General features: G+C 73.0%; 25 protein-coding genes and 1 tRNA gene. 13 read left to right on the top strand and 13 right to left on the bottom strand.

Going from position 1 to position 26,120, the window contains the following annotated elements; translation table 11 throughout:
* Nucleotides 1–158 precede the first annotated feature (158 nt).
* The 5 genes from thrC to HB370_RS26950 all read right to left on the bottom strand — a co-directional run bounded on the left by thrC (nucleotide 159) and on the right by HB370_RS26950 (nucleotide 5,814).
* Entirely contained in the window at nucleotides 159–1,217 is a 1,059-nt protein-coding gene (gene thrC, locus HB370_RS26970; protein WP_030790002.1) for a threonine synthase, read from the bottom strand.
* 6 nt (nucleotides 1,218–1,223) lie between these two features.
* Nucleotides 1,224–2,516, bottom strand: a complete 1,293-nt coding sequence (locus HB370_RS26965) for a homoserine dehydrogenase (protein WP_030789999.1) — start codon at nucleotides 2,514–2,516, stop codon at nucleotides 1,224–1,226.
* Nucleotides 2,517–2,678: 162 nt separating this feature from the next.
* A complete protein-coding gene (gene lysA, locus HB370_RS26960; RefSeq protein ID WP_030789996.1) occupies nucleotides 2,679–4,070 on the bottom strand; it encodes a diaminopimelate decarboxylase in 1,392 nt (463 codons plus the stop codon).
* Nucleotides 4,071–4,123: 53 nt separating this feature from the next.
* Nucleotides 4,124–5,104 (bottom strand): ArgS-related anticodon-binding protein NrtL, encoded by a 981-nt coding sequence (gene nrtL, locus HB370_RS26955; protein WP_030789993.1) that lies wholly within the window; start codon nucleotides 5,102–5,104, stop codon nucleotides 4,124–4,126.
* A gap of 95 nt (nucleotides 5,105–5,199) precedes the next feature.
* The gene (locus HB370_RS26950; RefSeq protein WP_078637723.1) at nucleotides 5,200–5,814 is read right to left on the bottom strand and encodes a response regulator; all 615 of its coding nucleotides are present in this window, start codon (nucleotides 5,812–5,814) and stop codon (nucleotides 5,200–5,202) included.
* A gap of 112 nt (nucleotides 5,815–5,926) precedes the next feature.
* On the opposite strand from HB370_RS26950, the gene HB370_RS26945 reads away from it, so the two are divergent.
* Together HB370_RS26945 and HB370_RS26940 are read left to right on the top strand one after the other, a co-directional pair.
* Nucleotides 5,927–5,998: transfer RNA gene (locus HB370_RS26945), tRNA-Arg, on the top strand.
* A 145-nt stretch (nucleotides 5,999–6,143) separates the two neighbouring features.
* Nucleotides 6,144–6,647, top strand: a complete 504-nt coding sequence (locus HB370_RS26940) for a hypothetical protein (protein ID WP_157855638.1) — start codon at nucleotides 6,144–6,146, stop codon at nucleotides 6,645–6,647.
* 12 nt (nucleotides 6,648–6,659) lie between these two features.
* Here HB370_RS26940 and HB370_RS26935 read toward each other — a convergent pair whose 3' ends face one another.
* Both HB370_RS26935 and HB370_RS26930 read right to left on the bottom strand, forming a co-directional pair.
* Nucleotides 6,660–7,892 carry an MFS transporter gene (locus tag HB370_RS26935; RefSeq protein ID WP_037702796.1) on the bottom strand — a complete coding sequence of 411 codons (1,233 nt, stop codon included), beginning with the start codon at nucleotides 7,890–7,892 and terminating at the stop codon, nucleotides 6,660–6,662.
* A 99-nt stretch (nucleotides 7,893–7,991) separates the two neighbouring features.
* Nucleotides 7,992–8,387 carry a helix-turn-helix transcriptional regulator gene (locus tag HB370_RS26930; protein WP_189756352.1) on the bottom strand — a complete coding sequence of 132 codons (396 nt, stop codon included), beginning with the start codon at nucleotides 8,385–8,387 and terminating at the stop codon, nucleotides 7,992–7,994.
* Between the two features lie 117 nt (nucleotides 8,388–8,504).
* On the opposite strand from HB370_RS26930, the gene HB370_RS26925 reads away from it, so the two are divergent.
* Nucleotides 8,505–9,764: an MFS transporter gene (locus HB370_RS26925; RefSeq protein WP_037702794.1), complete on the top strand. Its 1,260-nt coding sequence runs from the start codon at nucleotides 8,505–8,507 to the stop codon at nucleotides 9,762–9,764.
* Nucleotides 9,765–10,015: 251 nt separating this feature from the next.
* Here the strand turns inward: HB370_RS26925 and HB370_RS26920 are convergent, their stop codons facing one another.
* Nucleotides 10,016–11,044 carry a Ku protein gene (locus HB370_RS26920; RefSeq protein WP_030789976.1) on the bottom strand — a complete coding sequence of 343 codons (1,029 nt, stop codon included), beginning with the start codon at nucleotides 11,042–11,044 and terminating at the stop codon, nucleotides 10,016–10,018.
* A gap of 53 nt (nucleotides 11,045–11,097) precedes the next feature.
* On the opposite strand from HB370_RS26920, the gene ligD reads away from it, so the two are divergent.
* Nucleotides 11,098–11,985: a non-homologous end-joining DNA ligase gene (gene ligD, locus HB370_RS26915; protein WP_030789973.1), complete on the top strand. Its 888-nt coding sequence runs from the start codon at nucleotides 11,098–11,100 to the stop codon at nucleotides 11,983–11,985.
* A 381-nt stretch (nucleotides 11,986–12,366) separates the two neighbouring features.
* On the opposite strand, the gene HB370_RS26910 is transcribed toward ligD, so the two are convergent.
* Nucleotides 12,367–13,170, bottom strand: coding sequence for a nuclease-related domain-containing protein (locus tag HB370_RS26910; RefSeq protein WP_030789969.1), 804 nt, complete (start codon nucleotides 13,168–13,170; stop codon nucleotides 12,367–12,369).
* A gap of 97 nt (nucleotides 13,171–13,267) precedes the next feature.
* On the opposite strand from HB370_RS26910, the gene HB370_RS26905 reads away from it, so the two are divergent.
* The 5 genes from HB370_RS26905 (at nucleotide 13,268) to HB370_RS26885 (ending at nucleotide 18,847) form a co-directional block, all read left to right on the top strand.
* Nucleotides 13,268–13,774, top strand: coding sequence for a dual specificity protein phosphatase family protein (locus tag HB370_RS26905; protein ID WP_030789967.1), 507 nt, complete (start codon nucleotides 13,268–13,270; stop codon nucleotides 13,772–13,774).
* 77 nt (nucleotides 13,775–13,851) lie between these two features.
* The gene (locus HB370_RS26900; RefSeq protein ID WP_030789963.1) at nucleotides 13,852–14,577 is read left to right on the top strand and encodes a hypothetical protein; all 726 of its coding nucleotides are present in this window, start codon (nucleotides 13,852–13,854) and stop codon (nucleotides 14,575–14,577) included.
* Nucleotides 14,574–15,818 (top strand): HAMP domain-containing sensor histidine kinase, encoded by a 1,245-nt coding sequence (locus HB370_RS26895; RefSeq protein WP_030789960.1) that lies wholly within the window; start codon nucleotides 14,574–14,576, stop codon nucleotides 15,816–15,818. Before HB370_RS26900 ends, HB370_RS26895 begins: the two co-directional genes overlap by 4 nt.
* A 174-nt stretch (nucleotides 15,819–15,992) precedes the next feature.
* A complete protein-coding gene (locus HB370_RS26890) occupies nucleotides 15,993–17,354 on the top strand; it encodes an FtsW/RodA/SpoVE family cell cycle protein (RefSeq protein WP_030789957.1) in 1,362 nt (453 codons plus the stop codon).
* A 35-nt stretch (nucleotides 17,355–17,389) separates the two neighbouring features.
* Nucleotides 17,390–18,847 (top strand): penicillin-binding protein, encoded by a 1,458-nt coding sequence (locus HB370_RS26885; RefSeq protein ID WP_030789954.1) that lies wholly within the window; start codon nucleotides 17,390–17,392, stop codon nucleotides 18,845–18,847.
* Between the two features lie 7 nt (nucleotides 18,848–18,854).
* Here the strand turns inward: HB370_RS26885 and HB370_RS26880 are convergent, their stop codons facing one another.
* On the bottom strand, nucleotides 18,855–19,691 hold the full coding sequence (locus HB370_RS26880) for a hypothetical protein (RefSeq protein ID WP_106980765.1): 837 nt from the start codon (nucleotides 19,689–19,691) through the stop codon (nucleotides 18,855–18,857).
* Nucleotides 19,692–19,785: 94 nt separating this feature from the next.
* On the bottom strand, nucleotides 19,786–20,895 hold the full coding sequence (locus tag HB370_RS26875) for a ferritin-like domain-containing protein (RefSeq protein WP_030789948.1): 1,110 nt from the start codon (nucleotides 20,893–20,895) through the stop codon (nucleotides 19,786–19,788).
* A gap of 122 nt (nucleotides 20,896–21,017) precedes the next feature.
* Here HB370_RS26875 and HB370_RS26870 point away from each other — a divergent pair, with 122 nt between their 5' ends.
* The 4 genes from HB370_RS26870 to HB370_RS26855 all read left to right on the top strand — a co-directional run bounded on the left by HB370_RS26870 (nucleotide 21,018) and on the right by HB370_RS26855 (nucleotide 24,250).
* On the top strand, nucleotides 21,018–21,956 hold the full coding sequence (locus tag HB370_RS26870; protein WP_030789944.1) for a diiron oxygenase: 939 nt from the start codon (nucleotides 21,018–21,020) through the stop codon (nucleotides 21,954–21,956).
* Between the two features lie 101 nt (nucleotides 21,957–22,057).
* On the top strand, nucleotides 22,058–22,723 hold the full coding sequence (locus HB370_RS26865; RefSeq protein WP_030789941.1) for a TetR/AcrR family transcriptional regulator: 666 nt from the start codon (nucleotides 22,058–22,060) through the stop codon (nucleotides 22,721–22,723).
* Complete coding sequence (locus tag HB370_RS26860; protein ID WP_030789938.1) at nucleotides 22,720–23,046, top strand: hypothetical protein; 327 nt, start codon at nucleotides 22,720–22,722, stop codon at nucleotides 23,044–23,046. Before HB370_RS26865 ends, HB370_RS26860 begins: the two co-directional genes overlap by 4 nt.
* Before the next feature lie 112 nt (nucleotides 23,047–23,158).
* On the top strand, nucleotides 23,159–24,250 hold the full coding sequence (locus tag HB370_RS26855; protein WP_037702790.1) for a C40 family peptidase: 1,092 nt from the start codon (nucleotides 23,159–23,161) through the stop codon (nucleotides 24,248–24,250).
* On the opposite strand, the gene HB370_RS26850 is transcribed toward HB370_RS26855, so the two are convergent.
* Both HB370_RS26850 and HB370_RS26845 read right to left on the bottom strand, forming a co-directional pair.
* The gene (locus tag HB370_RS26850) at nucleotides 24,247–24,771 is read right to left on the bottom strand and encodes a hypothetical protein (RefSeq protein WP_030789932.1); all 525 of its coding nucleotides are present in this window, start codon (nucleotides 24,769–24,771) and stop codon (nucleotides 24,247–24,249) included. The two genes, HB370_RS26855 and HB370_RS26850, sit on opposite strands and share 4 nt — an antisense overlap.
* Before the next feature lie 85 nt (nucleotides 24,772–24,856).
* Nucleotides 24,857–26,110, bottom strand: a complete 1,254-nt coding sequence (locus HB370_RS26845) for a styrene monooxygenase/indole monooxygenase family protein (RefSeq protein ID WP_030789929.1) — start codon at nucleotides 26,108–26,110, stop codon at nucleotides 24,857–24,859.
* Nucleotides 26,111–26,120: the final 10 nt, after the last annotated feature.

Raw genomic sequence — 26,120 nt, 5'->3', positions numbered from 1 at the left:
GCGCGGCGCCTGCCCTGCGCGAGGGCATATGCGGTGGGCGGGTTCGGTACAGCCTATCGAAGGAAGGTTCTGTGGCGACATAGGGCGCACAGGAGGCGCACGATGCGTGTCGTAAGCCCCCTGTGCACCTTGTCAGGGATTTCCCGGTTCGGGGGCGCTCAGGCGAGGCCGAGGCGCTCGGCCGCGGTGGCGGCGTCGACCGGGACGGTGACCGGCTGCGGCGCGCCGGCGACGGCCCAGTCCGGGTCCTTCAGGCCGTTTCCGGTGACCGTGCACACGATGCGCTGGCCCGGGTCGACCTTGCCCTGTTCGGCGGCCTTGAGCAGGCCGGCCACCGAGGCGGCGGAGGCGGGCTCCACGAAGACGCCCTCCTGCGCGGCCAACAGGCGGTAGGCGCGCAGGATCTCACGGTCCGTCACCTCGTCGATGGCGCCGCCGGACTCGTCCCGGGCGGCCAGCGCGTGGTGCCAGGAGGCGGGGTTGCCGATGCGGATGGCGGTGGCGATGGTCGACGGGTCCTTGACGACCTCGCCGCGCACGATCGGGGCGCTGCCGGAGGCCTGGAAGCCCCACATCCGGGGGGTACGGGTGGAGACGCCGTCGGCGGCGTACTCCTTGTAGCCCTTCCAGTAGGCCGTGATGTTGCCCGCGTTGCCGACCGGGAGGACGTGGATGTCGGGCGCGTCGCCGAGCATGTCCACGATCTCGAAGGCGGCCGTCTTCTGGCCCTCGATCCGCACCGGGTTGACCGAATTCACCAGCGCCACGGGGTAGTTCTCGCTGAGCGAGCGGGCAAGGGTGAGGCAGTCGTCGAAGTTGCCGTCGACCTGGAGGATCTTCGCGCCGTGCACGAGGGCCTGGCCCATCTTGCCGAGGGCGATCTTGCCCTGCGGCACCAGGACGGCCGAGACCATGCCGGCCCGCACCGCGTACGCGGCGGCGGAGGCGGAGGTGTTGCCGGTGGAGGCGCAGATGACGGCCTTCGCCCCCTCCTCCTTGGCCTTGCTGATCGCCATGGTCATGCCGCGGTCCTTGAAGGACCCGGTGGGGTTGGCCCCCTCCACCTTCAGGTGGACCTCGCAGCCCGTGCGCTCGGAGAGCACCTGCGCGGGCACGAGGGGCGTGCCGCCCTCACGGAGCGTCACGACCGGCGTGGTGTCGGAGACGGGCAGCCGGTCCCGGTACTCCTCGATGATTCCGCGCCACTGGTGGGTCATTGCTGGTTACTCTCCTTCAACCCGCATGATGCTGGCGACACCGCGCACGGTGTCGAGCTTGCGCAGCGCCTCGACGGTCCCGCTCAGGGCGGCGTCTGACGCGCGGTGGGTGACGACGACGAGGGACGCCTCGCCGTCCTTCCCCTGCTGACGAACCGTGTCGATCGAGACACCGTGCTCGGCGAACACGGTCGCCACCTGGGCGAGCACGCCCGGTTTGTCGGCCACGTCGAGGCTGATGTGGTACCGGGTGACGACATCGCCCATCGGGGAGACGGTCAGGTCGGCGTAGGCCGACTCGCCGGGGCCGGTGGCGCCGCTGAGCCGGTTGCGGCAGACGGCGACGAGGTCGCCGAGGACGGCGGAGGCGGTGGGCGAGCCGCCGGCGCCGGGGCCGTAGAACATCAGCTGCCCGGCGGCGTCGCTCTCCACGAACACGGCGTTGTACGCGCCGCGCACGGAGGCCAGCGGGTGGCTGAGCGGGATCATGGCGGGATGCACCCGCGCGGTGACCGACGTGCCGTCCTTGGAGCGCTCGCAGATGGCGAGCAGCTTGATGGTGCAGCCCATCTCCTTGGCGGAGCGGAAGTCGGCGGCGGTGACCTCGGTCATGCCCTCGCGGTAGACGTCGTCCAGGCGGACGCGCGTGTGGAAGGCGATACCGGCGAGGATGGCGGCCTTGGCGGCGGCGTCGAAGCCCTCGACGTCGGCGGTCGGGTCGGCTTCGGCGTACCCCAGGGCGGTGGCCTCGTCCAGGGCCTCCTGGTAGCCGGCGCCGGTCGAGTCCATCTTGTCGAGGATGAAGTTGGTCGTGCCGTTGACGATGCCGAGCACCCGGTTGACCTTGTCGCCGGCGAGCGACTCGCGCAGCGGCCGGATCAGCGGGATGGCACCGGCGACGGCGGCCTCGTAGTAGAGGTCCTTGCCGTGTGCCTCCGCCGCCGCGTGCAGGGCGGCCCCGTCCTGGGCGAGCAGGGCCTTGTTGGCGGAGACGACGGAGGCGCCGTGCTCGAAGGCGGTGGTGATGAGCGTCCGGGCCGGCTCGATCCCGCCGATGACCTCGACCACGACGTCGATGTCCCCGCGTTTGACCAGGGCGGTGGCGTCGGTGGTGACGAGTGCGGGGTCGTTGCCCTCGCGGGCCTTGCCGGTACGCCGTACGGCCACGCCGGCGAGCTCGACGGGGGCCCCGATCCGGGCGGCGAGGTCGTCGGCGTGCGTCGTCATGATGCGCGCCACCTCTGAGCCGACCACTCCACAGCCCAGCAGCGCCACCTTCAGCGGACGCGTACGCATCATCCGACCTCGTTTCCTCATACCGTCTGAGATTGAACCAGTCTCACTCACCGGACGGGAGTTTCTACCCTTCGTCCGGATCGTGAGACATCTATTTCATTTGTACGGGGGTGGAAGACCGCAGATCTTCCGCTCTTCCGGCCCCCGTCGTTCTCGGGGCGGGTGTCACCCGACGTCGAGACGCAGGAGGTCGTCCTCCGTCTCGCGCCGGACGATCACCCGGGCCTCGCCGTCCCGTACGGCGACGACGGGCGGCCGCAGGACGTGGTTGTAGTTGCTGGCCATGGACCGGCAGTACGCGCCGGTGGCCGGCACGGCGACGAGGTCGCCCGGTGCCAGGTCGGCCGGCAGGAACGCGTCCTTGACCACGATGTCCCCGCTCTCGCAGTGCTTGCCGACGACCCGGGCGAGCATCGGCTCGGCGTCGGAGGCGCGGGAGACGAGCGCGACGCTGTACTGCGCGTCGTACAGCGCGGTGCGGATGTTGTCCGACATGCCGCCGTCGACGGAGACGTAGGTCCGCAGCCCGTCCAGCGGCTTGACCGTGCCGACCTCGTACAGGGTGAAGGCGGTGGGGCCCACGACGGCCCGCCCCGGCTCGACGGAGATACGGGGCGTGCGCAGCCGGGCGGCCTCGCACTCGCGGGTGACGATCTCGGTGAGCGCCTTGGCGATCTCGTGCGGCTCACGGGGGTCGTCGGCGCTGGTGTAGGCGATGCCGAGGCCGCCGCCGAGGTCGATCTCGGGCAGTTCCACGCCGTGCTCGTCGCGGATGTCCCTCAGCAGGCCGACGACCCGGTGGGCGGCGACCTCGAAGCCGGACATGTCGAAGATCTGCGACCCGATGTGCGAGTGGATCCCGATCAGCTCGAGACCGTCGAGCTGGAGCGCCCGCCGCACGGCCTCCGCCGCCTGCCCGCCGGCCAGCGGGATGCCGAACTTCTGGTCCTCGTGGGCGGTGGCGATGAACTCGTGGGTGTGCGCCTCGACGCCCACGGTGATCCGGATCTGCACCTTCTGCCGCTTGCCGAGGGACTGGGCGGTGTGGGCGACCCGGACGATCTCCTGGAAGGAGTCGAGCACGATCCGTCCGACACCGGCCTGAACGGCCCGGCGGATCTCCTCGACGGACTTGTTGTTGCCGTGGAAGGCGATGCGCTCGGCGGGCATCCCCGCGGACAGCGCGGTGGCCAGTTCGCCGCCGGAGCACACGTCCAGGTTCAGCCCCTCCTCGTCCAGCCACCGCACGACGGCCCGGGAGAGGAATGCCTTGCCGGCGTAGAACACGTCGGCGTCCGGGCCGAACGCGGTACGCCAGGCACGCGCGCGGGTGCGGAAGTCGTCCTCGTCCAGGATGTAGGCGGGCGTGCCGAACTCCTCGGCGAGCCGGGTGACGGGGATCCCCGCGACCTCGACCACACCGTCGTCGCCGCGCGTGACGGTCTGCGACCACACCTTCCGGTCCAGGGCGTTGAGGTCGGCGGGCGGCGCGGGGTGGTGGCCCTCGGGCAGGACGTCGGCGTGGCGGGGCCCGGCGGGATGGGCGGAACGGCTCATGACGTGATTCTCAGGCTCTCTGTCTCTCTCCGGGACGCATCTGCTCACGCGCCTCAGAGATGTTCGGGTGCGTCGATGCCGAGCAGGGACAGGCCGCCGGCCAGCACCGTCCCGGCTGCTTCGGCGAGGGCCAGCCGGGCACGGTGGGCGGCCGAGGGTTTCTCCTCGCCGACGGGAAGCACGGAGGGCAACAGGGGCAGCACGGCATCGGCGACGGTGACGAGATGCCGGGCGAGCCGGTCCGGGGCACGGTGGGTGGCGGCCGCGGTGAGGATGCGGGGGTGGTCGGCGAGGGGGGTGAGCAGGGGGGCACCGGTCCCGGTGCGCGGGGGGCCGGGTTCGGCGGCGAAGCCCAGGCGGGCGGCGTTGCGGCCGAGGGAGCGGACACGGGCGTGGGCGTACCGCACCCGGAACAGCGGATTGACCTCACGCTGCACCAGGTGGTCGGCGGTGATCCGGGGCCGGTCGTGCGGGGCGGGGTGGAGCAGGGCCCACCGGGCGGCGTCGGGCCCGAGCGGCGCGGGGTCCTCCGGGGCGGGCACGGGCCGCAGGTTCACGGGCTCGCCGTGCTCCACGGTGGCCCGCCCGCCCTGGGTCCCCACGATCCGTACGACGGCGTCGGCGACGACCTCGGCCCGCACCTCGTACGGCACCCGGAGCGTGACGACCTGCCCGGCGAGGGCGTCACCGTGTCCGTACCGGGCGCCCTTCTCCCGGATCTCCGTGACCAGCGCGGCCACGGGGTCGACCTGCTCCGCGAGCCGGAAGTTGAGGAACCCCGGCCCGGTGACGACGACGTCCTCGATCCCGTCGGCCCCGACGAGACGTTCCCGCAGGATCCCGGCGACGTGCCGCGGAGGCTGCCCGGCGGCGTGCGCGAGCCGTAGCGCGACGGCGGTGGCGAAGTCCCCGCACCCACCGGGCCCCGGCTCGGTCACCACGACCCGCTCGGGCACGGCCACGCTCAGCTCCCCCGCACCGACAGCACGGCACACCGCGTCCAACACGGTGCGGGACAGGTCGGCGGGGGTCACGGGACAAGCGTAGGGGAGGAGGGGGGTGGGAGGGCGAGCCGGTTATGCCTTCGCCGGCCTACGGTCATGTATTCGCCGGTCTGCGGTCGTCTCGGCTAGGGATGGATGCCGTCATGGCTCGGGAGGCCGTCGTGCCCGGGGAAGCCGTCGATTTCGTCGGTGCCTTCTGCGGCCGCCTCCCGATCGCCTGCCCCACCGTCACCACCAGCACCGCAGGCAACGTCGGCAGCAGGAGCACCACCCGGCTCCGGCCCCTCTCCCCCGGAAGCAGCACTGCTGTTCTTCCGCTCGATGAGGTCCATCACGATCCGGACCAGCTCGGCGGGCTCGAAGGGCTTGGCGAGGAAGGCGTCCACGCCGAGGTCGAGGCCGGCCTGGACCTCGTACTGCGTGCAGGCGCTGATGATGGCGACGGGCAGGTGGTGCGTACGGGGATCGGCGCGGAGCCGGGCGGCGGTGCGGATCCCGTCCAGCCGGGGCATGACGACGTCGAGCGTCACGACGTCGGGCCGCACCTCATGCACCACATCCAGACACTCGGCACCATCGGCCGCGGTCACGACCTCTAGCCCTTCCAATTCGAGGTTGACCCTGATCAGCTGCCGGATGACCTTGTTGTCGTCCACAACAAGCACCCGGCCCGGAGCGCCTGGCACAAGTCGAGAGTAGGTGCGGACCGGCCACCGCGTCCGGGTTTTCCCCACTTCCACCCCCTCCAGGGGACCCGCCCGCCCCCGCCCGAGGAACCGGGTTCCTGATCACCCCTCCAGACCTGCTAATGTTCTACCCGTCGCCGCGAGCGAGAAGCTCAGCGCCCGACACGCCCCCGTAGCTCAGGGGATAGAGCAACGGCCTCCGGAGCCGTGTGCGCAGGTTCGAATCCTGCCGGGGGCACTTCGCAGGAAGTGCCTGAAGACCCCGTCGTCAGCGAGTTCGCTGGTGGCGGGGTCTTTTCGTGTGTTACGGCACAGAGGTTTCTCCGCGGCTGCGCCATCGCGACAATCATGCTGATTGTGGCGGCACGCGCAGAGGGGGGCGGGTGGCTCAGTCGGAGATACCGGTGGCCTTGATCGGTCTCGGCGGTGCGATCGCGGGGGCGGCGGCCACGGTCGTGGTGGGGCGGCTCACCGGGCGGCACAGCGTCCAGGCCGCGCTCGTCGCGAAGGTGGACGGCTTTCAGGACGAACTGACCGCGTTCTGCGCCCCGTTCGTCGAGGCGAGGGTCCAGTTGTCCCCGGCCCTCACCGGCCGGACGCCCGCCGAGCCATGGCGGGACCTGGCTCCTCAGATGTCCCGGGCCGCGCCGCGCTGGACGTCCATGGTCACCGATCCGCTGCGGCTGTGGGAGATGCCCGGGATCGTGCGCCGCAAGGCCGACTACGTCGACGACGAGATACGGCTGCACCAGTCCCGCTCGGCCGAGCTGCTGCTCCCCGAAGCGCAGGCGGCCGTACGCGAGCTGTATCAGGACACCAAGGACCTCATCGAGACATACACCCAGGAGTTCAAGCGCCTCGCCAAGCGCGGGATGGGAGTCATATAGGACCGGCAGGGGTCAGGGCCTGGTCGGGGCCTGACGTGCGCGGGCCGGGGTGGGGGTCGCCTCCGGGGTCGTGCCCGCTGTGCGCATGCGGCCGTAGGCGTAGACGCAGCCCGCCAGGGCCAGGTCGGACAGGAGCATGTAGCCGATGGAGTACGAGGACTTGGCGCTGTAGACGGCGCCCATGACCAGGGGTGGGACGAAGCCGCCCAGGCCGCCCGTCGCGCCGACGATGCCGGTGACGCTGCCCACCTGGGGCTGGGGGGTGACCCGGGAGACCAGGGCGAAGACCGAGCCGCTGGCCGTGCCGAGGCCCGCCGCCATCAGCAGCAGGCAGACCGTGGCGGTGGGGACCAGGACCGGGTCGAAGGACTGGATGATCGCCAGGACCGCCACCAGGCCCAGTGCCCAGGCCGTGACGGTCGCCGGGTGGACGCGGTCCGCGAGCCAGCCGCCGAGGGGGCGGAAGACCACCGTGACCAGGGCGAAGCCGGCCGCCCGGGTGCCGGCGTCGGTGGGGCTGAGGCCGTACCAGGTGCGCAGGTAGGTGGGGAGGTAGACCCCGAACGCGACGATGCCGCCGAAGCCGATCGCGTAGAGCGCCGACAACTCCCAGGTGACGCGGAGGCGGGCGGCCTGGGCGAGGCGCGTGGCCAGGGGGCTGGAGGGGACCGGGCGGCCGGGGCGGTCGTTGATCAGGAGGGCGGCCAGGACGGCGTACACCGCCAGGGCGACCGCCATGACCAGGAACGGAAGGTTCTCGCCCCGGTGGTACATGCGCGGGGTGAGGAAGCCGGACAGCGCCACTCCGCCCATGCCCATGCCGAAGACGCCGAGGGCCGCGCCCCGGTGGGCGGGCGGGAACCACGAGTTGACCAGCGGCACACCGATCGCGAACGTCGTGCCGCCGAGACCGAGGACGAAGCCCACCAGGAGCAGGGCGGCGTACGACGACCGGGCCGGGATCAGGAGCAGTACCGGGATGATCGTCAGGGCGCTGGTCAGCGGGAACATCAGGCGGGCGCCGTAGCGGTCGGTGAGCGCGCCGACCGGGACCCGGCCGAGCGATCCGACGAGGACCGGGACCGCGACCAGGAGGGACTGGGCCGAGGCGCCCATGTGCAGCCGTTCGTCGAAGTCGGCGGCGAGCGGGGCGATCAGGTTCCAGGCCCAGAAGGTGAGAGTGAAGCCGACGGTGGCCATGACCAGGTTGCGCCAGGCCGCCGCGGAGGGTCTGTCACCGGTCATCGTCACACTCCCAGGAGGTCGGTCCGGCCCTGACTGTCCCTCCCCCGGCGACGACTTCCATGGTCGGGGACCGGGTCGCGGTCCGCATCCCGGGACGTCTCAGTCGCCGTCCGGCGGGGTCCAGGCGGCCACGAGGTCCAGCAGGCCGGGGAAGCGGGCGTTCAGGTCCGCCACCCGGACCTGGCTGCGGCGCTCCAGGCCGTACTGGCGCTGCCGGGTGACGCCCGCCTCGCGCAGGGCCCGGAAGTGGTGGGTCAGCGAGGACTTGGGGCGGTCCAGGCCGAACCAGCCGCAGGTGTGGTCGAACTCCTCGGACTCCAGGAGGAGTTTGCGGACGATCCGCAGCCTGAGCGGGTCGCTGAGCGCGCCCAGCACGGTTTCCAGCCTGATGTCGGCGGCGGCCGGTTCGGGCAGCGGGTCGGGGAGGCCGGGGGGCTCCGGCCGCTCCTCCACGCCCACGGCCGGCCGGTTCGCTTCGGTCCTCTGCCCGGTCAACTGCGGCTCCCCTCTCGCGTACTTCCTGTACGACTCCGATCGTACTGCATGCTAAGTTCGACTCCGCTCGTACAAGTACGACTCGACTCGTACCGAGGTCCAGGGGAGGACTGTGCCATGACGACGGCGACCGCCGGTGAGCGTGCCCCGGAAGCGGTGGGCGGGGGTGAGGTGCCCCTACGGTGGGTCTGGCTCGCCGCCTGGCCCGTGACGGCGGTGTTCGTGCTGTCCAACGCGGCCACCCCGCTGTACGTGCTCTGGCAGCGCGAGATGGGGTTCGGCAAGGGCACGCTGACCGTGGTCTTCGCCTGTTACATCGCGGGGCTGCTCGGGTCCCTGCTCGTCTCCGGCGTCGTCTCCGACCGGATCGGGCGCAAGCCGGTACTGCTGCCCGCGCTGGGCCTCGCCCTCGTCGCCTGCCTGGTCTTCGCGACCGCGGGCGGCGTGGGCGCGCTGATCGCGGCCCGGCTGTGCACCGGTATCGCGGTCGGCGCCGTGGTCTCGGCGGGGATGGCCGCGGTGACGGACGTGGCGGGACCCACCCGGCGGCGGCTCGCCGCGCTGCTCGCCTCCTGCGCGATGGTGTTCGGGGCGGGGCTGGGGCCACTGCTGGCCGGGGTGCTGTCCGAGACGCTGCCCGGGCCCACGGTCACCGTGTTCGCGGTGGAGACGGTGCTGCTGGCGTCGGCCGTGGTGGTCGTGGTCCGGATGCCGGTGCGCGGCGCTCACGGGGGTCGCGGGGGGCGCCGTGGGGACGGCCGCGGTGCCGGGGGGTGGGTGCGGGTGCCCGGGGTGCCGCGCGGAGCCGGATGGCAACTCGCCCTGGGGATCGCCGTGTTCGCGCCCGGTATCACCGCCACGTCCTTCGTGCTCTCACTCGGGCCGTCGTTGCTCGCGGGGCTGCTCGGCACGGGGAGCCGGATCGTCTCCGGGGCGCTGGCGTTCGCGATGTTCCTGTCCGCCACGGGCGTGCAGTTCGCGGTACGGGGGCTCGGGCGGCGCACGGTGCTGGCCTACGGCGCCGGCGCCACCGCCCTCGGCATGGCCGCGCTCCTCCTGGCCGTGCACACCGGGTCGGTCGCCGCGCTGGCCGGGGCGGCGCTGCTGGCGGGGGCCGGGCAGGGGATGGGGCAGCTCGGGGGGCTGTCGCTGCTGAACTCGGCCGTACCGGGGGCGCGGCTCGCCGAGGCCAACGCGGCGCTGAACGTCGGGGGTTACCTGCCCGCCGGGCTCCTTCCGGTCAGCGCGGGATACCTGAGCGACACGGTCGGCCTCACGACGGGGGCGACGGTCTTCGGCACGGCGCTGGCGGGGCTGGCCGTGGCGGGGGGCGGGGTGGTGCTGCTCGGGCGGGAGCGGGTGTCTTCCGCCGCCTGACGGGGAGGGGTGAGGGGCTGCCGGGCGGGGTACGGGGGTGTGATCGCCGTGAGGGGCTGCCCGGCGGAGTCCGGGGTGTGATCGCCGTGGGGGGTCGTCGTGCCGATGCGGGCGCCGTGGGAGTGCGGGCCTGTCCGCGGCCCGCAGGCACGTCGTGGCGGTCGCGCAGCTCCCCGCGCCCCTGAGGAGGTGCGGCCGACGCCCCTGGGCAAGTACCGCCCATGCCCCTGAGCAGGTGCGCCCGGCACCCCTCACGCCGTCCGCTTCCGGGACGCCGTCTTCTTCGTCGCCGTCTTCTTCCCGGCCGTGCTCTTCGCCGTCGCCGTGCTCTTCGCCGCCGTCTTCTTCGCCGCCCCCTCCCCCGCCTTGGACGTCGACTTGCGGGCGGGGGCGGCCTTCTTCGCGGCCGGGGTCTTCTTCGTCGACGTGGACTTCTTGGCGCCCGTCTCCTTCGGCGTCGATCCGCCGCGGCGCAGCTGTCTGACCTCCGCCTCCTCCTCCGCGCCCCGGGACTCGCGGGCCGCCCGGACGCTGTTCTCCAGGGCGGCCATCAGGTCCAGCACCTTGCCGCCGGCAGCGGGGGCCGGGGACTCGGGCGGTGCCTCGCCGGAGGCCTTCGCGGCGATGACCTCCTCCAGCGCCTCCCGGTACTCGTCGTGCAGGTCCTCCAGGTCGACCTCGCCGAGGGTGTCCATCAGGGCGTCCGCGAGGTCCAGTTCCTTGTCGCGGATGGTGACGTGCTCGTCCGGCGCGACGCCCTCCGGCGCCCGGACCTCGTCCGGCCACAGCAGCCCGTGCATGGCGATGGCGTCGCCGACCACCCGCAGCATGCCGAGCCGCTCCCGCCCGCGCAGCGCGTACTTGGCGATGGCGACCTTGTTGCTGCGCTTGAGGGCCTCGCGCAGCAGCGTGTACGGCTTGGCGGCCTGGGCCCCGCCGGCCGCGAGGTAGTACGCGGCGCCCATCTGGAGCGGGTCGATCCGGTCGGCCGGCACGAAGGCCACGATCTCGATGGTGCGGGCGGTGGGGATGGGCAGATGGGAGAGGTCCTCGTCGCTGATCGGGATCATCGTGCCGTCGGCGTCCTCGTACGCCTTGCCGATCTCGGCCTGGCTGACCTCGCGGTCCTCCAGTTCGCACACCTTGCGGTAGCGGATGCGGCCGTTGTCCTCGGTGTGGACCTGGCGGAAGGAGATCGCGTGGCTCTCCGTGGCGTTCACCAGCTTGATCGGGATGCTGACCAGGCCGAAGGAGATCGCGCCGTTCCATATCGATCGCACGTGCCGCACCCTTCCACTGCCGTTTTTTCCGGTTTGTCTGGGATTGTCATCCTATGACGCCTATCACAGAGGTGGAGGGGCGCCGGGTCGCGCTCAGCAACCTGGAGAAGGTGCTCTATCCGGAGACCGGGTTCACCAAAGCGGAGCTGCTGCACTACTACGCGACCACCGCCACCGCCCTGCTGCCCCACCTGCGCGACCGGGCGGTGTCCTTCCTGCGTTACCCGGACGGCCCCGGGGGCCAGCGGTTCTTCACCAAGAACGTGCCGCCGGGTACGCCCGAGTGGGTCACCACCGCCGAGGTCCCCCGCTCCTCCCCGGACAGCCCGGCCCGGATGGTGCTCGTCCAGGACCTGCCGAGCCTGGTCTGGGCGGCCAACCTGGTCGCCGAGTTCCACACCCACCAGTGGCTGGTGCAGCGCCCCGAGGAGGCGGACCGGCTGGTCTTCGACCTCGACCCGGGGCCGCCCGCGCACATCGTGCACTGCTGCGAGGTCGCCCTGTGGCTGCGCGAGCGGCTCGCGGCGGACGGGATCGAGGCGTACCCGAAGACCGCCGGGTCGAAGGGGCTGCACCTGCTGGCGGCGGTGCGCGGCAGCTCGTCCGAGCGGACGTCCGAGTACGCGAAGGCGCTGGCGGTGGAGGCCGAGCGGGCGCTGCCCCGGCTGGTGGTGCACCGGATGACGAAGAGCCTCAGGCCGGGGAAGGTGTTCGTCGACTGGAGCCAGAACGCGGCCCGCAAGACCACGGCCACCCCCTACACCGTGCGCGCCCGCCCGGCCCCGCTGGTGTCCGCGCCGGTGACCTGGCAGGAGGTCGCCGACTGCCGCAGCCCCGCGCAGCTGGAGTTCCGGGCCGACGACATCGCCCCGCGCCTGGCGGACCACGGCGACCTGATGGCACCCCTGCTGAACCCGGAGTCGGCCACCGCGCTGCCGTGAGCCGCGCGGGACCCGCAGCCGGCCGGCCCGCTGCCCTGCCCCACGCAGGACCCCGAGTCGACCACCCCGCTGCCGCCAGCCACGCAGGACCCCGAGTCGGCCACCCCGCTGCCGCCAGCCACGCAGGACCCCGGAGCCGACCACCCCGCCGCCCTGCCCCACGCAGAACCCGGAGCCGACCACCCCGCAAACACCAGCCGCGCCGCACCCCGGAGCCGACCACCCCGCCGCCCTGCCCCACGCAGAACCCGAAGCCGACCACCCCGCAAACACCAGCCGCGCGAGACCCCGAGCCGGCCACCCCGCCGCCCTGCCCCACGCGGACCCCGGAGCCGGAGCCGCCGCATCCCATGCCACGCGCCCCCGGCGACCGCCTCCGCCTCAGACCCTCAGCCAGACGTTCCGGTCCCGTGCCATCCCGTGCAGTGCCTCCACGTCGGCCGGCTTGAGCACCCCGCCCAGCCGGGCCAGGTCCGCCAGCTCCGGGTCGCGCAGGATCCGCACCCCGCGCGGCTCGGCCGTCACGGTCACGTCGGCCGGGCCCACCAGGGCCAGCAGCGGGCGGACCTCGGCGGTGAGCGCGTAGGAGGCGCGGTCGGCGGCGGAGCGCAGCGGGCGCAGCAGCGGCTCGGCGTCGCGGCGGCCCAGGGCGACCATCGGATCCGCGACCCGGACCCGGGTACGGCGGGCGTACAGGGCGTGGACGGCGAACAGCCCGCCGGGGCCGATCACCAGGTGGTGGATGCGGTCGCCGCCGGGCAGCGGGACGGAGTGCAGGGTGTGCCAGCCGGCGCCCTCCAGCCCGTCCAGGGCCTGTCCCACGGCCTGCTCGGCGCTCAGGGCGCGCCGCCGCGGGTCGGGGCGCAGCCGGTGCGCGGGGCCGGGGTGGCGGTCCAGGGCGACGAGCAGGGCCTCCCCGGGGCGGTTGGGGGCCAGGTCGTCGTCGGGGTGCAGGGTCAGCCGGGCGAGTTCGGCGGGGGTGGGGACCGGGGGCGGGCCCACGGTCACCGGGCCGGTGAGGAAGGGGTGCAGCGCCTGGAGGACGGCGTCCCGCTCGTCCTCGGCGAGGAGGTCGACCCGGCCCGCCTCACGGTCGTACCAGGCCACGCCGGCTCCGTCCGCGCGGCAGACGTACAGCCGTTCACGACCGTGCCGGAAGGCCGGCACCACGCGCAGTCCGCTCATGCCATCACCCCTCGACCATGGGAACAGGCGGGGCGCTCCCGGGGCAAGACCGGTTACCGTGGTGGGCGGCCCTGTGCGGGGAGTTGGGGAGGCACCGTTGCGGACCCGCGGAAAGCAGCCCGACGTACCGGCTCCGAGGAGCCCGTGGAACGAGATCGTGCCCGGCCTGTGGATGGGCGGCCACGAATTCCGGGACCGGTCCGGGCGACTGGAGCTCGCCGTCGTACGAGACGAGTTCGACGTGGTGCAGTCGCTGCTGCGGCTGCCCGGGTACGGGCCCGACGCGGGCGTGGAGCACCACGTGTGGCCGATACCGGACGGGCCGCTGGACGGCACCCAGCTGGCCGGGGTGATCCGGCTGGCCCGGGCGGCGAACGACGCGCTGGACGCCGGGCGCCGGGTGCTCGTGCGCTGCTACCACGGGTACAACCGCTCGGGGCTGGTCGTCGCGCACGCGCTGGTCCAGCGGGGCGACACGGCCGACCAGGCGATCCAGCTGATCCGGGCCCGGCGTTCGGCGTGGGCGCTGCACAACGACCTGTTCGTGGAGTACCTGCGGACGGGCCTGGCGACCGTACGGCTGCTGGAGGAGCTGGCCGAGTAGCCTCCCGCGTCCGCCCGCCGCGCCCTCACCCACGGCACACGAAGCAGTACAAAGCAGACTTCGGTCAGAATGTAGGGATGCCGGCCCGTCGACCCGCCCGTACCGCCCTCGCCCTGGCCGCCGTCGCCCTGCTGTCGGTGACGGCGACGGCCTGCGGGGACACCGGCGGCCTGCGCGGCGCCGGGCCGACCACGACCGCCGTCAGCCCCACCCGGCTATGGCCCGACCTCCGGCCCGCGTCCAGCCCTGCCTACCCGTACGACGTGGCGACCCGGGAGACCGTCAAGGGCGTCACGGTCCCCGGCGGCGACATCCGCGAGGTCGACCCGGTGAAGGTCGTCGAGGCGGAGCTGACGGCGCACCCCGCCGACTACGGCCCCAAGGGGACGTACCACGCGACCGTGGAGCGGATGAGACAGTGCCGGCCGGGCGGCGAGAAGGACCGCTGCCCGCTGCTCGAGCCGTACCACCGGGACCTGACCGGGGACGGCCGGGCGGACCTGACGCTGGGCTTCAGGCTGTACCCGACCAACCAGACGGCGGTACGGGTCTACACCGTCGAGGGGCGGCGGCTGGTACGGGTGCTGGCCGACAACGACGCGCTCCTCGGGGTGGAGCTGGCCGGGCGGGCGCTGATCGAACGCTCCCCGGCCGACACCTCCGGCTACGAGTACCGCACCACCTGGGTGTGGGACCCGGACCAGCGCGCGATGGTGTTCTCCCGCGACGAGTACCTGCACGTCGGCGACGGCCCGCACGGCCGGCGCACGCCCTCCCCCTCGGCCTCCCCGGGCGCGCGATGAGGCTCACGCTGCCGCACTGGTCCGGCGCGCTCGCGGTCCGGGCCGCCGCGTTCATCACGGTGATGTGCTGCGCGCTGGCCGCGCTGCTCGGCGTGCTGGTGCACGTGTCGGTGACCGACCAGACCGTGGGCCAGGCCCGTGACCTGGCGCTGTCCCGGCTCGCCGACGCCACCGAGGCGTACGAGGCCGGGGACCGGCTGCTGCCGGGCGCCCGGGTGGACCCCGCGGAGCTGCCCCCGTCGCTGCGCAGACTGGCGGTGTCCGGGCAGCGCGGCACGATGGTCGCGACCTACCGGGGGCGGCCCGCCATGTGGGCGGCGGGGCCGGTGGCCGGGCACCGGGCGCTGGGCGTGGCGGTCGACTACTCGCAGCAGTCGCGCACCATCGCCGGCCTGGACGAGTCGATCGTGTGGTCGTCGGCCCTGGCGATCGGGGCGACCGTGCTGGTCGGGGTGTTCGCGGTGACCCGGGTGACCCGGCGGCTGCACGGCACGGCGCGGGTGGCCCGCCGGATCAGCGCCGGCGACCTGGACGCCCGGGTGAACGATCCCCGTACGAAGGACCCGGCCCGGCCGCAGGACGAGGTGGCCGCGGTGGCCGCCGCGCTGGACTCGATGGCCGCCTCCTTGCAGGGCAAGCTGCTGAGCGAGCAGCGGTTCACCGCGGACGTGGCGCACGAGCTGCGCACCCCGCTGACCGGGCTGCACGCGGCGGCCGAGCTGCTGCCGCCGGGCCGGCCGACGGAGCTGGTACGGGACCGGGTGGCGGCGCTGCGCACCCTGACGGAGGACCTGCTGGAGATCTCCCGGCTGGACACCGGGCGGGAGCGGCTGGAGCTGGGCACGGAGGCGCTGGGCGCGCTGGCCGAACGGGTGGTGCGGGCCTCGGGCACCGACACCGAGGTGCGTGTCCTGCGGGACGTGCGGGTGGAGACCGACCGGCGGCGGCTGGAGCGGGTGCTGGGGAACCTGGTGGCCAACGCCCACCGGCACGGGGCGCCTCCGGTGGTGCTGACCGTGGACGGGCCGGTGGTGACCGTACGGGATCACGGGCCCGGGTATCCGGAGTACCTGGTGGCGCACGGACCGCAGCGGTTCCGCACGGAGGGCGGGGCGACCGGGCACGGGCTGGGGCTGACCATCGCGGTGGGGCAGGCGGAGGTGCTGGGCGCTGCGCTGGGCTTCGGCAACGCGGTCGACGGGGGCGCGGTTGCCGTGTTGAGGTTGCCCGGGGGCGAGTAGGGCTCGGGGCGGCGGGTGGCTTTCGGGCTTTCCGTCGGGTGTGGTTGCTCGCGCTCACGCGGCGGAGCCGCATATCGATACGGCCCCGCGCCTCTTGAAGGCGCTTCGCGCCTTCGGGGCGCGCCCGGCCCCCAACAACGGGCACAAGACGTCCCATTTCGGTAAGTTCCGGGCATGACGAAGGCCGGAAGCACTCTGGCGGCGGTCGGGGCTCCCGTGCGCGCCGTGCGCCTTCCCCGGCGCCGGGGCGTCGAGCTGTCCCTGCTCGTGCTGGCCGTCCTGCTGTCCGTGTACGGCTACTGCGCGGTGGGGCTGGCCCGGTCCGGGACCGTGCCGCCGGGTGCCGTCGGGTACGGCGCCGGGCTCGCGGTGCTCGCCCTGTTCGCGCACATCGCGGTGCGGATCCGGGCGCCGTACGCCGATCCGCTGCCGTTGCCCATCGGGGTGCTGCTCAACGGGCTGGGCCTGGTCCTGATCTACCGGCTGGACCTGGAGACACCGGGCGACCGGGCGGCCCCGACCCAGCTGGTGTGGTCCACGCTGGGCGTGGGGCTGTTCATCGGGGTCGTGCTGGTGCTGCGCGACCACCGGGTGCTCCAGCGGTACGCGTACGTGTGCGTGGTGGCCGCGCTCGTGCTGCTGGCGCTGCCGATCCTGTTCCCGGCGGTCAACGGGGCCCGGATCTGGATCCGGATCGCCGGGTTCTCCATCCAGCCCGGCGAGTTCGCGAAGGTGCTGCTCGCGGTGTTCTTCGCCGCCTATCTGGCCGCCAACCGCAGCGCGCTGGCGTACACCGGGCGCCGGCTGTGGCGGCTGCAGTTCCCGACCGGGCGGGTGCTGGGGCCGATCCTGACGATCTGGCTGGTGAGCGTCGGCGTCCTGGTGCTGGAGCGGGACCTCGGGACCTCGCTGCTGTTCTTCGGGCTGTTCGTGGTGCTGCTGTACGTGGCCACCGGGCGCACCGGGTGGATCGCGGTCGGGCTGCTGCTCGCCGTGCTCGGCGCCGTCGCCGTGGGCCGGCTGGAGCCGCATGTGGGCGGGCGGATCGAGGACTGGCTGCACCCGTTCGCCACCATCGAGGCGGGTCAGGGCCCCAACCAGCTCGCCCAGTCGCTGTTCGCCTTCGCGGCGGGCGGGATCCTGGGCACCGGGCTGGGGCTCGGGCACTCGATCCTGATCGGCTTCGCGACCAAGTCGGACTTCATCCTGGCGACGGCCGGGGAGGAGCTGGGCCTCGCCGGGCTGGCGGCGATCGTGCTGCTGTACGCGCTGCTGGTGGAGCGCGGCTACCGGGCCGGGCTGGCGCTGCGCGAGCCGTTCGGCCGGCTCCTCGCGGTCGGGCTGGCGTCGATCGTGGCGCTCCAGGTGTTCGTGATCGCGGGCGGGGTGACCGGGCTGATCCCGCTGACCGGCATGGCGATGCCGTTCCTCGCCCAGGGCGGCTCCTCGGTGGTCACCAACTGGGCGATCGTGGCGCTGCTGGTCCGGGTGAGCGACTCGGCGCGCAGCCAGTACGACGGCCGGGAGGCGCCGTGACCGAGTACGGCCCGCTGCCCGACGGCGGGCGGCCGATGGCCCGGTACATCCGGTACGCCCGCGCCTTCTGCGCCCTGCTGCTGGCGGCGCTGCTGGCCAACGCGGCCCGGGTGCAGGTGGTGCAGTCCCGGGAGTACGACGGCAACCCGGCCAACCGGCGGGCCACGATCGCCCGTTACCAGCAGCCGCGCGGGAACATCCTGGTGGACGGCCGTCCGGTCACCGGCTCGGTGGACACCGGCGAGCAGCTGCGCTACGAACGCACCTACCCGGACGGCCCGTTGTACGCCCCGGTCACCGGCTTCGCCTCCCAGAAGTACGGCACCACGTTCCTGGAGCACACCGAGGACGGGGTGCTGTCCGGCACCGATCCGCTGCTGCGCCCGCTGCCGCTGTGGAGCGATGTGAGCCGGGCGCGCGGTCGCGGCGGTGACGTGGTGACGACCCTGAACCGGCGGGCGCAGGAGGCCGCGTACCGGGGGCTGGCCGGGCGCAAGGGCGCGGTGGCCGCGGTGGAACCGGCCACGGGGCGGATCCTGGCGCTGGTGACCAGCCCGTCGTACGACCCGTCGGAGCTGTCGGGCAACAGCGAGGCGGTGGTGTCCGCGTGGGCCCGGCTCAACCACGATCCGGAGAAGCCGATGCTCAACCGGGCGGTGCGGCAGACGTATCCGCCGGGGTCGACGTTCAAGGTGGTCACCGCGGCGGCGGCGCTGGACGCGGGCGTGGTGACGGACCTGGACGAGCGGACCGACTCCCCGGACCCCTACCGGCTGCCCGGCACCACCACCCGGCTGACCAACGAGGGCGACGGCTGCGCGGACGCCTCGGTGCGGGACGCCTTCGAGTGGTCGTGCAACACGGTGTTCGCGAAGCTGGGCGTGGACGTGGGGGTGCGGGACATGGTGGCCACGGCGCAGGCGTTCGGGTTCAACGACACCGAGGTGCGCATCCCCTTCTCCGTGGCGCCCAGCACCTTCGACACCCGCGTGGACCGGGCGCAGCTGGCGCTGTCGTCGATCGGGCAGTACAACACGCGGGCGACGCCCCTGCAGATGGCGATGGTCGCGGCGGCGGTCGCGGACGGCGGGGTGCTGCGTCCGCCGTACCTGGTGGAGCGGACCACCCGGCACGGCGGCGCGCCCCTGTCCGGGAGCGGGGCCCGGCCCGGCCGGCAGGTGATGCGGCCCGCCACCGCGGCGCGGCTGGCGGAGCTGATGGCCGGGGTGGTCGAGGAGGGCACCGGCACCAACGCGGCCATCCCCGGGGTGCTGGTCGGCGGCAAGACCGGCACGGCCCAGCACGGGGTCGGCAACACGGGGGTGCCGTACGCCTGGTTCGTCTCCTGGGCGAGGTCCGAGGACGCGCCCGAGCCACAGGTGGCGGTCGCGGTGGTGGTGGAGGACGCGGCGGCTGACCGGGGCGAGATCAGCGGTGGCGGCACCGCGGCCCCGATCGCCAAGGAGGTGATGCGGGCGGTGCTCGGCCGCTGAGCGCCGGTCAGCCGGCGGGCCGGAGCAGCTCGGAGCGGATCCGCAGGGCGGTGCGCGCGGCCTGCTCCAGGTCCACGTCGTCGGGGTCGTGCACGGAGAGGTCGACCTTGCCGACGGCGGCCGCCGTGTTGCCGTCCGCCCAGGCGCAGACGCCGTAGGTCAGGGTGGTGGAGCCGCTCTCCTGGGTGAGCACCTGGCAGCTGACGGGGGTGGCGGCGCCGGGCGGGGTGACGTCCCTCGCGGGCCGCTCCACGGTCACGCCGTCGGCCTCGGCGGCGCCCTTGAGCAGGCCCCGGCGGATCGCGGGGGTGTTCTTGAACCGGCCGTACATGCCGGAGACCAGCAGCATGGAGCGGGAGGCGTCGCCGGGCGGGCTGTAGCGGCCGACGGTGGCGTGGACGTCCCTGACGTCCCAGGCGCCGTCGGCCTCGTCCTCGACCTTCCTGCCCTCGGTGCCGGAGAGGTCCTCGGCGAGGGTGTACTCGCCGTCGAGCAGGCTGTGCGGCAGGACCAGCTTGTGCTCCGCCGCCGGGAAGCCGCTGCCGGCCAGCATGCCGAGCACCACGAGACCGGCGACGACGACCGTGACGACTCCGCCCACGATGCCGAGCACCAGCCCGACCCGGCGCTTCCTGGGCGGCGGCGCCATGGGCGGCACGCCCCAGCCGGGGTAGGGCTGCTGCGGCGGGTGGGGCTGCCCGCCCGGGTACGGCTGCGGCGGGTACGGCTGCTGCTGCGGGTAGGGCGCCTGCTGGGGGTACGGCGAGCCGTACGGGCCGGGGGCGGCCTGCGGGGGCTGCTGTCCGTAGGGACCCGGGTACGGCGACTGCTGCGGCGGAGGCATGGACACGCCAGCACGCTACTGCACCGCGCCGACACCCCCGCCACCGCCCAGGCGCGCCCCGATGGGACCCCGTGCCCGCCGGTGGCGCGGCCCGTCAGTCCTCCGTCGCGCCCGACTCGATCGTCGCCTCCACCTCCGCCACCCGCTCCCGCTCCTCCGCGGCGAAGCGTTCGGCGTCCAACCGGTCGGCCAGTTCCTCGTCCTGGGCCATGAGCTGGTCCAGGTCGGAGTCGCCGAGTTCGAAGACGCCCATGTCGACGTAGGCCCGCTGGAGGCGTTCGCCCCACAGGCCGATGTCCTTGACGCACGGGACGATGCGGCTGAAGAGCAGCTTGCGGAACAGCCGGAGGAACTCGGACTGTTCGCTGATCTCCTCCGCCTCGGCCCTCGGGATGCCGAAGTTCTCCAGCACCTCCACCCCGCGCAGCCGGTCGCGCATCAGGTAGCAGCCCTCGATGACGAACTCCTCGCGCTCGCGCAGTTCGGCGTCGGTGAGCTGCCGGTAGTAGTCGCGCAGCGCCATCCGGCCGAAGGCCACGTGCCGGGCCTCGTCCTGCATGACGTAGGTCAGGATCTGTTTCGGCAGCGGCTTGTTCGTGGTGTCCCGGATCATGCCGAACGCGGCCAGCGCCAGGCCCTCGATCAGCACCTGCATGCCGAGGTAGGGCATGTCCCAGCGGCTGTCGCGCAGGGTGTCGCCGAGCAGCGCCTGGAGATCGTCGTTGACCGGGTAGAGCAGGCCCATCTTCTCGTGCAGGAACCGGCCGTATATCTCGGCGTGCCGCGCCTCGTCCATGGTCTGGGTCGCGGAGTAGAACTTGGCGTCCAGGTCGGGCGCCGACTCCACGATCCGCGCCGCGCAGATCATCGCGCCCTGCTCGCCGTGCAGGAACTGGCTGAACTGCCAGGAGGCGTAGTGCCGGCGCAGTTCGCCCTTGTCCCGGTCGGAGAGCTTGTCCCAATGGCGGGTGCCGTACAGGGACATGGCCTCCTCGGGCGTGCCCAGGGCGTCGTACGGGTCCACCTCCAGGTCCCAGTCGATGCGGGTGCGCCCGTCCCACTGCTTGTCCTTGCCCTTCTGGTACAGGGCGAGCAGACGGTCGCGGCCGTCGTCGTACTCCCAGGTGAACCGGGCCGCGCCGGTGGCGGGCACCCGCCAGAGGGGGCCGGCCGGGTCGTTGGCGTACAGGTCGTAGGTCCCCATGAACCCAGGCTCACGGGTACTCGCCGGGTCAACAAGTCCTGCGCAAGGGATTGACGGCCTTACTGACAAGGAGTCTTATAAGAGCAGAAGCGACTACCCCCGGGTAACGAGGTGAGGGAGCCATGACGACCCTGACGGAAGCGGACGCGCTGGAGGGGCTGCGCGACGCGCTGGGCCTGCTCAAGGACCGGGAACAAGTGGCCGAACGGCTGCTCGCCTCTTCCGCCAAACACTCCTTCGACCCGGACAAGGAGCTGGACTGGGACGCGCCCTTCGAGGAGGGCAAGTGGTTCTGGCCGCCGGAGCTGGTCTCGCTCTACGACACCCCGATGTGGCGGCGGATGAGCGAGGAGCAGCGCATCCTGCTCTCCCGGCACGAGGCCGCGGCGCTGGCCTCGCTCGGCATCTGGTTCGAGCTCATCCTGATGCAGCTGCTGGTCCGGCACGTCTACGACAAGGCGGCGACGAGCGCGCACGTGCGCTACGCCCTCACCGAGATCGAGGACGAGTGCCGGCACTCCAAGATGTTCGCGCGGCTGATCACGCACGGCGGCACGCCCTGGTACCCGGTGAGCCGGGCCCACCAGAACCTCGGCCGCCTGTTCAAGACCATCTCCACGACGCCCGGTTCGTTCACCGCCACGCTGCTCGGCGAGGAGGTCCTGGACTGGATGCAGCGGCTGACCTTCCCGGACGAGCGGGTGCAGCCGCTGATCCGGGGCGTCACGCGGATCCACGTGGTGGAGGAGGCCCGGCACGTCCGGTACGCCCGTGAGGAGTTGCGGCGCCAGATGGTGACCGCCCCGAAGTGGTCCCAGGAGTTCACCCGGGTCACCTCCGGCGAGTTCGCCCGGGTGTTCTCGGTGGCCTTCGTCAACCCGGAGGTGTACACGAACGTGGGGCTGGACAAGCGGGAGGCGATGGCCCAGGTGAAGGCCAGCGGGCACCGTCGGGAAGTCATGCAGACGGGTGCGAAGCGCCTGACCGATTTCCTGGACGACATCGGTGTCCTGCGGGGCGTGGGGCGGCGGCTGTGGAGGGCGTCGGGTCTCCTGGCGTAGGCTCGCGACCCCTCCCGGGGGGCGCGGACGCGGCGCGCGTGCGCCCCGGCCGCCCGCGAGCGCCGCATGGCGGCCCCACGTCGGCGGTTAGGCTGACCGGCATGACCCAGTCGGCCACCCCCGCATACCGCCGCCTGAGCGTCGAGGAGCGACGGACCCAGCTCCTCGCCGCCGCGCTCTCGCTCTTCGCGCACCACGCGCCCGAGGACGTGTCCCTCGATGACGTGGCGGAGGCGGCCGGAGTCTCGCGTCCCCTGGTGTACCGCTACTTCCCGGGCGGCAAGCAGCAGCTCTACGAGGCCGCGCTCGGGTCGGCCGCCGAGCAGCTGAACCAGTGCTTCGACGAGCCCAACGAGACGTCCGCGCTGTCCCGCCTCTCCCGCGTCCTGGACCGCTACCTGGAATTCGTCGACCAGCACGACACCGGTTTCGCCGCGCTGCTCCAGGGCGGCAGCGTGGTGGAGACCAAGCGCACCACCTCCATCGTGGACGGGGTGCGCCGGTCCGCCGCCGAGCACATCTACCAGCACATGGAGGTCAGCGAGCCGGGCGCGCCGCTGCGCATGACCGTGCGGATGTGGATCGCGGCCGTGGAGGCGGCCTCCCTGATCTGGCTGGACAACGACAAGCAGCCGCCGCCCGCGGAGCTGCGCGACTGGCTGGTGGAGCAGTTCGTGGCCGTCCTCAAGGTCACCGCGGGCCGCGACCCGCAGACGGCGGCGCTCGTCGCCACGCTCGCCGCGGACGCCCCGGTCCCGAGCGCGTGAAGAGCCAGGACACCCCCTTCGAGGGCGGCCCCATGGACGGCAGGGTGCTGCCCGTCCTGCTCGGGCCCACCGGGCACCCCCCGAAGACGTACCGCATTCCCGTCCCGGACCCGGACGGCGGCCCGCCCACGGTGCTGGTCTACCGGCGCGAGCCGCGCGGACACAGCCGGCGGCTCGGGCTGGTCCAGGGCTGGAAGTACCGGTACGACCCGGACGACACCACCGGCGGACGGCTCAGGTGGCCCTGGTCCAGGCCGGCCGCCCCGGCCGCTCCCCCGCCCGACGCCCCGCGATCCGGCAAGCCGGGTGACACGAACGGGTGAAAGCGGTGGGCCGAACCGCGCAGCCTTCCCGCATATTGTGTGCCGACACGTCTGATTATCACCGTGCGACGGACGGCGGAGAGCCCGCCCTCCGCGCCCCGGAGGTGATGACGTGTCAGCAGTGCTCCGGCGTCTGGCCGGTACGGCCGCGGTCGCGGCCCAGGCCGTCCTCGCGCCCGTACCCGCCGCGGCCGTGCCGGATCCGCGGCCGTCCGTGTCCGCACCGGCGGAAAAACCTTCGGTCTCCCAGCTGTTGACGGATCTTCAGCGGCTGTACCGGCAGACCGAGCAGGCCACCGAGACCTACAACGCCACCACGGAGAAGCTGGAGCGGCAGCGCGCCGAGGTGGCCCGGCTGGACGGCGAACTCGCCCGCGCCCGGCTCGCCCTGCGGGCCCAGCGGCTGGACGCCGGCCGGCTGGCCCGGCAGCAGTACCAGAGCGGCGGCGGCCTCGGCCCCTACGTCCGCCTCCTGCTCGCCCCCGATCCGCAGGCCGCGCTGGACGAGGGGCACGTCATCGGCGAGCTGGCGCGCGAGCGGGCCCGTGCGGTGGCCCGGCTGACCGTCGCGGAGCGCCGCCAGGACGCCCTGGCGCGCGCGGCCCGCAAGGCCCTGGACACCCAGCTCGGCCTGGCCGCCCGGCAGAAGCGGCAGCGCGACGACGTCCGGACGAAACTGGCCGGCGTGGAGCGCATGCTGGCCACCCTCACCCCGGACCAGCTCGCGGCCGTGGCCCGGCTGGAGGAACAGGGTGTCGCGAAGGCCCAGCGCGAACTCACCACCGCGGGCGCCCTGCCCGCCGACCGCCCGTCCGCACCACCCGCCGCCGGCCCCGCCGCACCGGCCGCCGACCGCGCGGTCCGCTACGCCCTGGACCAGGTCGGCAAGCCGTACGCGTGGGGCGCGGCGGGCCCGGACGCCTACGACTGCTCGGGGCTGACCTCGCGGGCCTGGGCCCAGGCGGGCGTCCCGGTCCCGCGCACCAGCCAGGAGCAGTGGGACCGGCTCAGGAAGGTGCCGCTGCGCCGGCTGCGCCCCGGGGACCTGGTGGTGTACTTCCCCGAGGCGACGCACGTGGCGATGTACGTGGGGGACGGGAAGGTCGTCCAGGCGCCCCGACCGGGTAGGCGGGTCACGGTCTCACCGATCGCCGCCCACCCGATCCTGGGCGCCGTGCGTCCTGGCGCGGGCGGACCCGGCTAGCGCTTGCAGAACCGATTGGCCGCCGCGTCCGCGCCGTCCTTGAACCCCCTCTGGAAGTTCTCGTCCACGGGCGCGATGCCCTGCTGCTGTTGTTGCTGCCCTTGCTGCTGGGCATTGCAGTTCTTCTTCACGGACGCGAAGCCCTGGTCGAAGCCCTCCCGGTACTGCTCCTTGGCGTTCTTCTGCTCCCCCTCCTCGGCCGTGCCGCACCCGACCACCGGGCCGCCGATCTGCTGGGCGCTGATGGTGCCGCTCGCATCGGTGACCGTCAGGGAGAAGCGACCGGTGGCGTCCGCCTTCACGTTGCCCTCGGCCCCGTTGGCGGATTCCACGGCGACGGACTTGTTCGGCTTGAAGTCCTTGCCGCTGACCAGCAGGTTGTTGGGGTTGTCGGTGTTTCTGACGCTACAGGTGGGCGATGCCGCCGTCGCTGTGGGGGCGGAGAAGGTCACCGCCCCCAACGCGAGCGACGACACGGCCAGGGGCGCCAGAACCGCGAGGCGTACACGTCGACCGTTCATGGAAACTCCTCCATGGCTTGTCCCCCCTGCACACCTGAACCAGCGTCCCCCCGCCGCCATCAGGTGTCAAAAGGGGGCAAAACCATCAGGCCCCGGTGAACGATCCCAGGTAGGCGGCCGCCTTGTCGGGGTCGAAGAAGAAGTCCTCGAAGTCGGCCGGGTCGTTGAAACCGTTGGCGAAACGGTCCGCCACGGGCTGGAGCGACCCCGCCGCGCCGATGAGGTTCAGCACGTGCTCCGGCGGCGGCGCCAGCATGGCGTTGGTCCACTTGGTGACGTGCTGCGCGGTGGCCCAGTAACGGTCGAAGGTGGCCCGCATCCACTCCTCGTCGAAGGGCTGGTCGCCGCGCTCCAGGATCGAGGCCAGATACGCCGCCGCGCACTTCGACGCCGAGTTGGAACCCTGCCCGGTGATCGGGTCGTTGGCCACGACCACGTCCGCCACGCCCAGGACCAGGCCGCCCGAGGGCAGCCGGCCGACGGGGTTGCGCACGGTCGGGGCGTAGCGCCCGGCCAGCGTGCCGCCCGCGTCGGTCAGTTCGACCTTGGTGGCCCGCGCGTACTCCCAGGGCGTGAACTTCTCCATGAGTTCCAGGGTCAGGGAGAGGTGCTCCGCCGGGTCCTTGACGCCGCGGAAGACATCGAGCGGACCGCCGGGTATGCCCTCCCAGAACAGGATGTCGGCGCGGCCGGAGACGGTCAGCGTCGGCATGACGAACAGCTCGCCGACCCCGGGGACCAGGTTGCAGCGGACCGCGTCGAACTCCGGGTGCTCCGGGCGCGGGCCGAGCCCGTGCACGTAGGCCACCGCCAGCGCCCGCTGCGGCTCGGCGTACGGGGAGCGCTCGGGGTCGCGGGCGAACATCGACACCAGCTCGCCCTTGCCGGCGGCGACCAGCACGAGGTCGTAGGTGCGGGAGAAGTAGTCCAGGTCGCCGACGGCCGCGCCGTGGATGACCAGCTGGCCGCCGCGCTGCGCGAAGGTCTCCATCCAGCCGGCCATCTTCACCCGCTGGTCGACCGACTGCGCGTACCCGTCCAGCTTGCCCACCCAGTCCACGGCCCGCTGGGTGGGGCCCGGGTCGTGCGAGCCCGGCGCGGCGACCGAGACGCCGAGTCCCTCGATCTTCGGGGCCTGGGACTCCCAGAAGTTCAACTGCAGGTCGCGCTCGTGCTGGAGTGCCGTGTGGAACATGCACTGCGTCGACATGACCCGGCCGGAGCGGATCTCGTCCGCGGTCCGGTTCGACATCAGGGTGACCTCGTAGCCGTGCGACTGCAGGCCGAGGGCGAGCTGGAGGCCGGACTGGCCGGCTCCGACGACGAGTATCTTCCGCATGCGGGTGGGG

Origin of the sequence: Streptomyces sp. DSM 40868 (assembly GCF_011820545.1) — a bacterium.
GTDB lineage: Bacteria > Actinomycetota > Actinomycetes > Streptomycetales > Streptomycetaceae > Streptomyces > Streptomyces eurythermus.
Note: the sequence above shows the minus strand (reverse complement) of the source record. Positions and strands in the feature narration are given on the sequence as shown.

What these genes read in the sequence shown, in the direction of transcription:
- thrC (WP_030790002.1), bottom strand. Translation starts at nt 1,217, where the DNA reads ATGACCCACCAGTGGCGCGGAATCATCGAGGAGTACCGGGACCGGCTG.
- HB370_RS26965 (WP_030789999.1), bottom strand. Translation starts at nt 2,516, where the DNA reads ATGATGCGTACGCGTCCGCTGAAGGTGGCGCTGCTGGGCTGTGGAGTG.
- lysA (WP_030789996.1), bottom strand. Translation starts at nt 4,070, where the DNA reads ATGAGCCGTTCCGCCCATCCCGCCGGGCCCCGCCACGCCGACGTCCTG.
- HB370_RS26935 (WP_037702796.1), bottom strand. Translation starts at nt 7,892, where the DNA reads ATGACCGGTGACAGACCCTCCGCGGCGGCCTGGCGCAACCTGGTCATG.
- HB370_RS26925 (WP_037702794.1), top strand. Translation starts at nt 8,505, where the DNA reads ATGACGACGGCGACCGCCGGTGAGCGTGCCCCGGAAGCGGTGGGCGGG.
- ligD (WP_030789973.1), top strand. Translation starts at nt 11,098, where the DNA reads ATGACGCCTATCACAGAGGTGGAGGGGCGCCGGGTCGCGCTCAGCAAC.
- HB370_RS26910 (WP_030789969.1), bottom strand. Translation starts at nt 13,170, where the DNA reads ATGAGCGGACTGCGCGTGGTGCCGGCCTTCCGGCACGGTCGTGAACGG.
- HB370_RS26900 (WP_030789963.1), top strand. Translation starts at nt 13,852, where the DNA reads ATGCCGGCCCGTCGACCCGCCCGTACCGCCCTCGCCCTGGCCGCCGTC.
- HB370_RS26895 (WP_030789960.1), top strand. Translation starts at nt 14,574, where the DNA reads ATGAGGCTCACGCTGCCGCACTGGTCCGGCGCGCTCGCGGTCCGGGCC.
- HB370_RS26890 (WP_030789957.1), top strand. Translation starts at nt 15,993, where the DNA reads ATGACGAAGGCCGGAAGCACTCTGGCGGCGGTCGGGGCTCCCGTGCGC.
- HB370_RS26885 (WP_030789954.1), top strand. Translation starts at nt 17,390, where the DNA reads ATGGCCCGGTACATCCGGTACGCCCGCGCCTTCTGCGCCCTGCTGCTG.
- HB370_RS26880 (WP_106980765.1), bottom strand. Translation starts at nt 19,691, where the DNA reads ATGCCTCCGCCGCAGCAGTCGCCGTACCCGGGTCCCTACGGACAGCAG.
- HB370_RS26875 (WP_030789948.1), bottom strand. Translation starts at nt 20,895, where the DNA reads ATGGGGACCTACGACCTGTACGCCAACGACCCGGCCGGCCCCCTCTGG.
- HB370_RS26870 (WP_030789944.1), top strand. Translation starts at nt 21,018, where the DNA reads ATGACGACCCTGACGGAAGCGGACGCGCTGGAGGGGCTGCGCGACGCG.
- HB370_RS26865 (WP_030789941.1), top strand. Translation starts at nt 22,058, where the DNA reads ATGACCCAGTCGGCCACCCCCGCATACCGCCGCCTGAGCGTCGAGGAG.
- HB370_RS26850 (WP_030789932.1), bottom strand. Translation starts at nt 24,771, where the DNA reads ATGAACGGTCGACGTGTACGCCTCGCGGTTCTGGCGCCCCTGGCCGTG.
- HB370_RS26845 (WP_030789929.1), bottom strand. Translation starts at nt 26,110, where the DNA reads ATGCGGAAGATACTCGTCGTCGGAGCCGGCCAGTCCGGCCTCCAGCTC.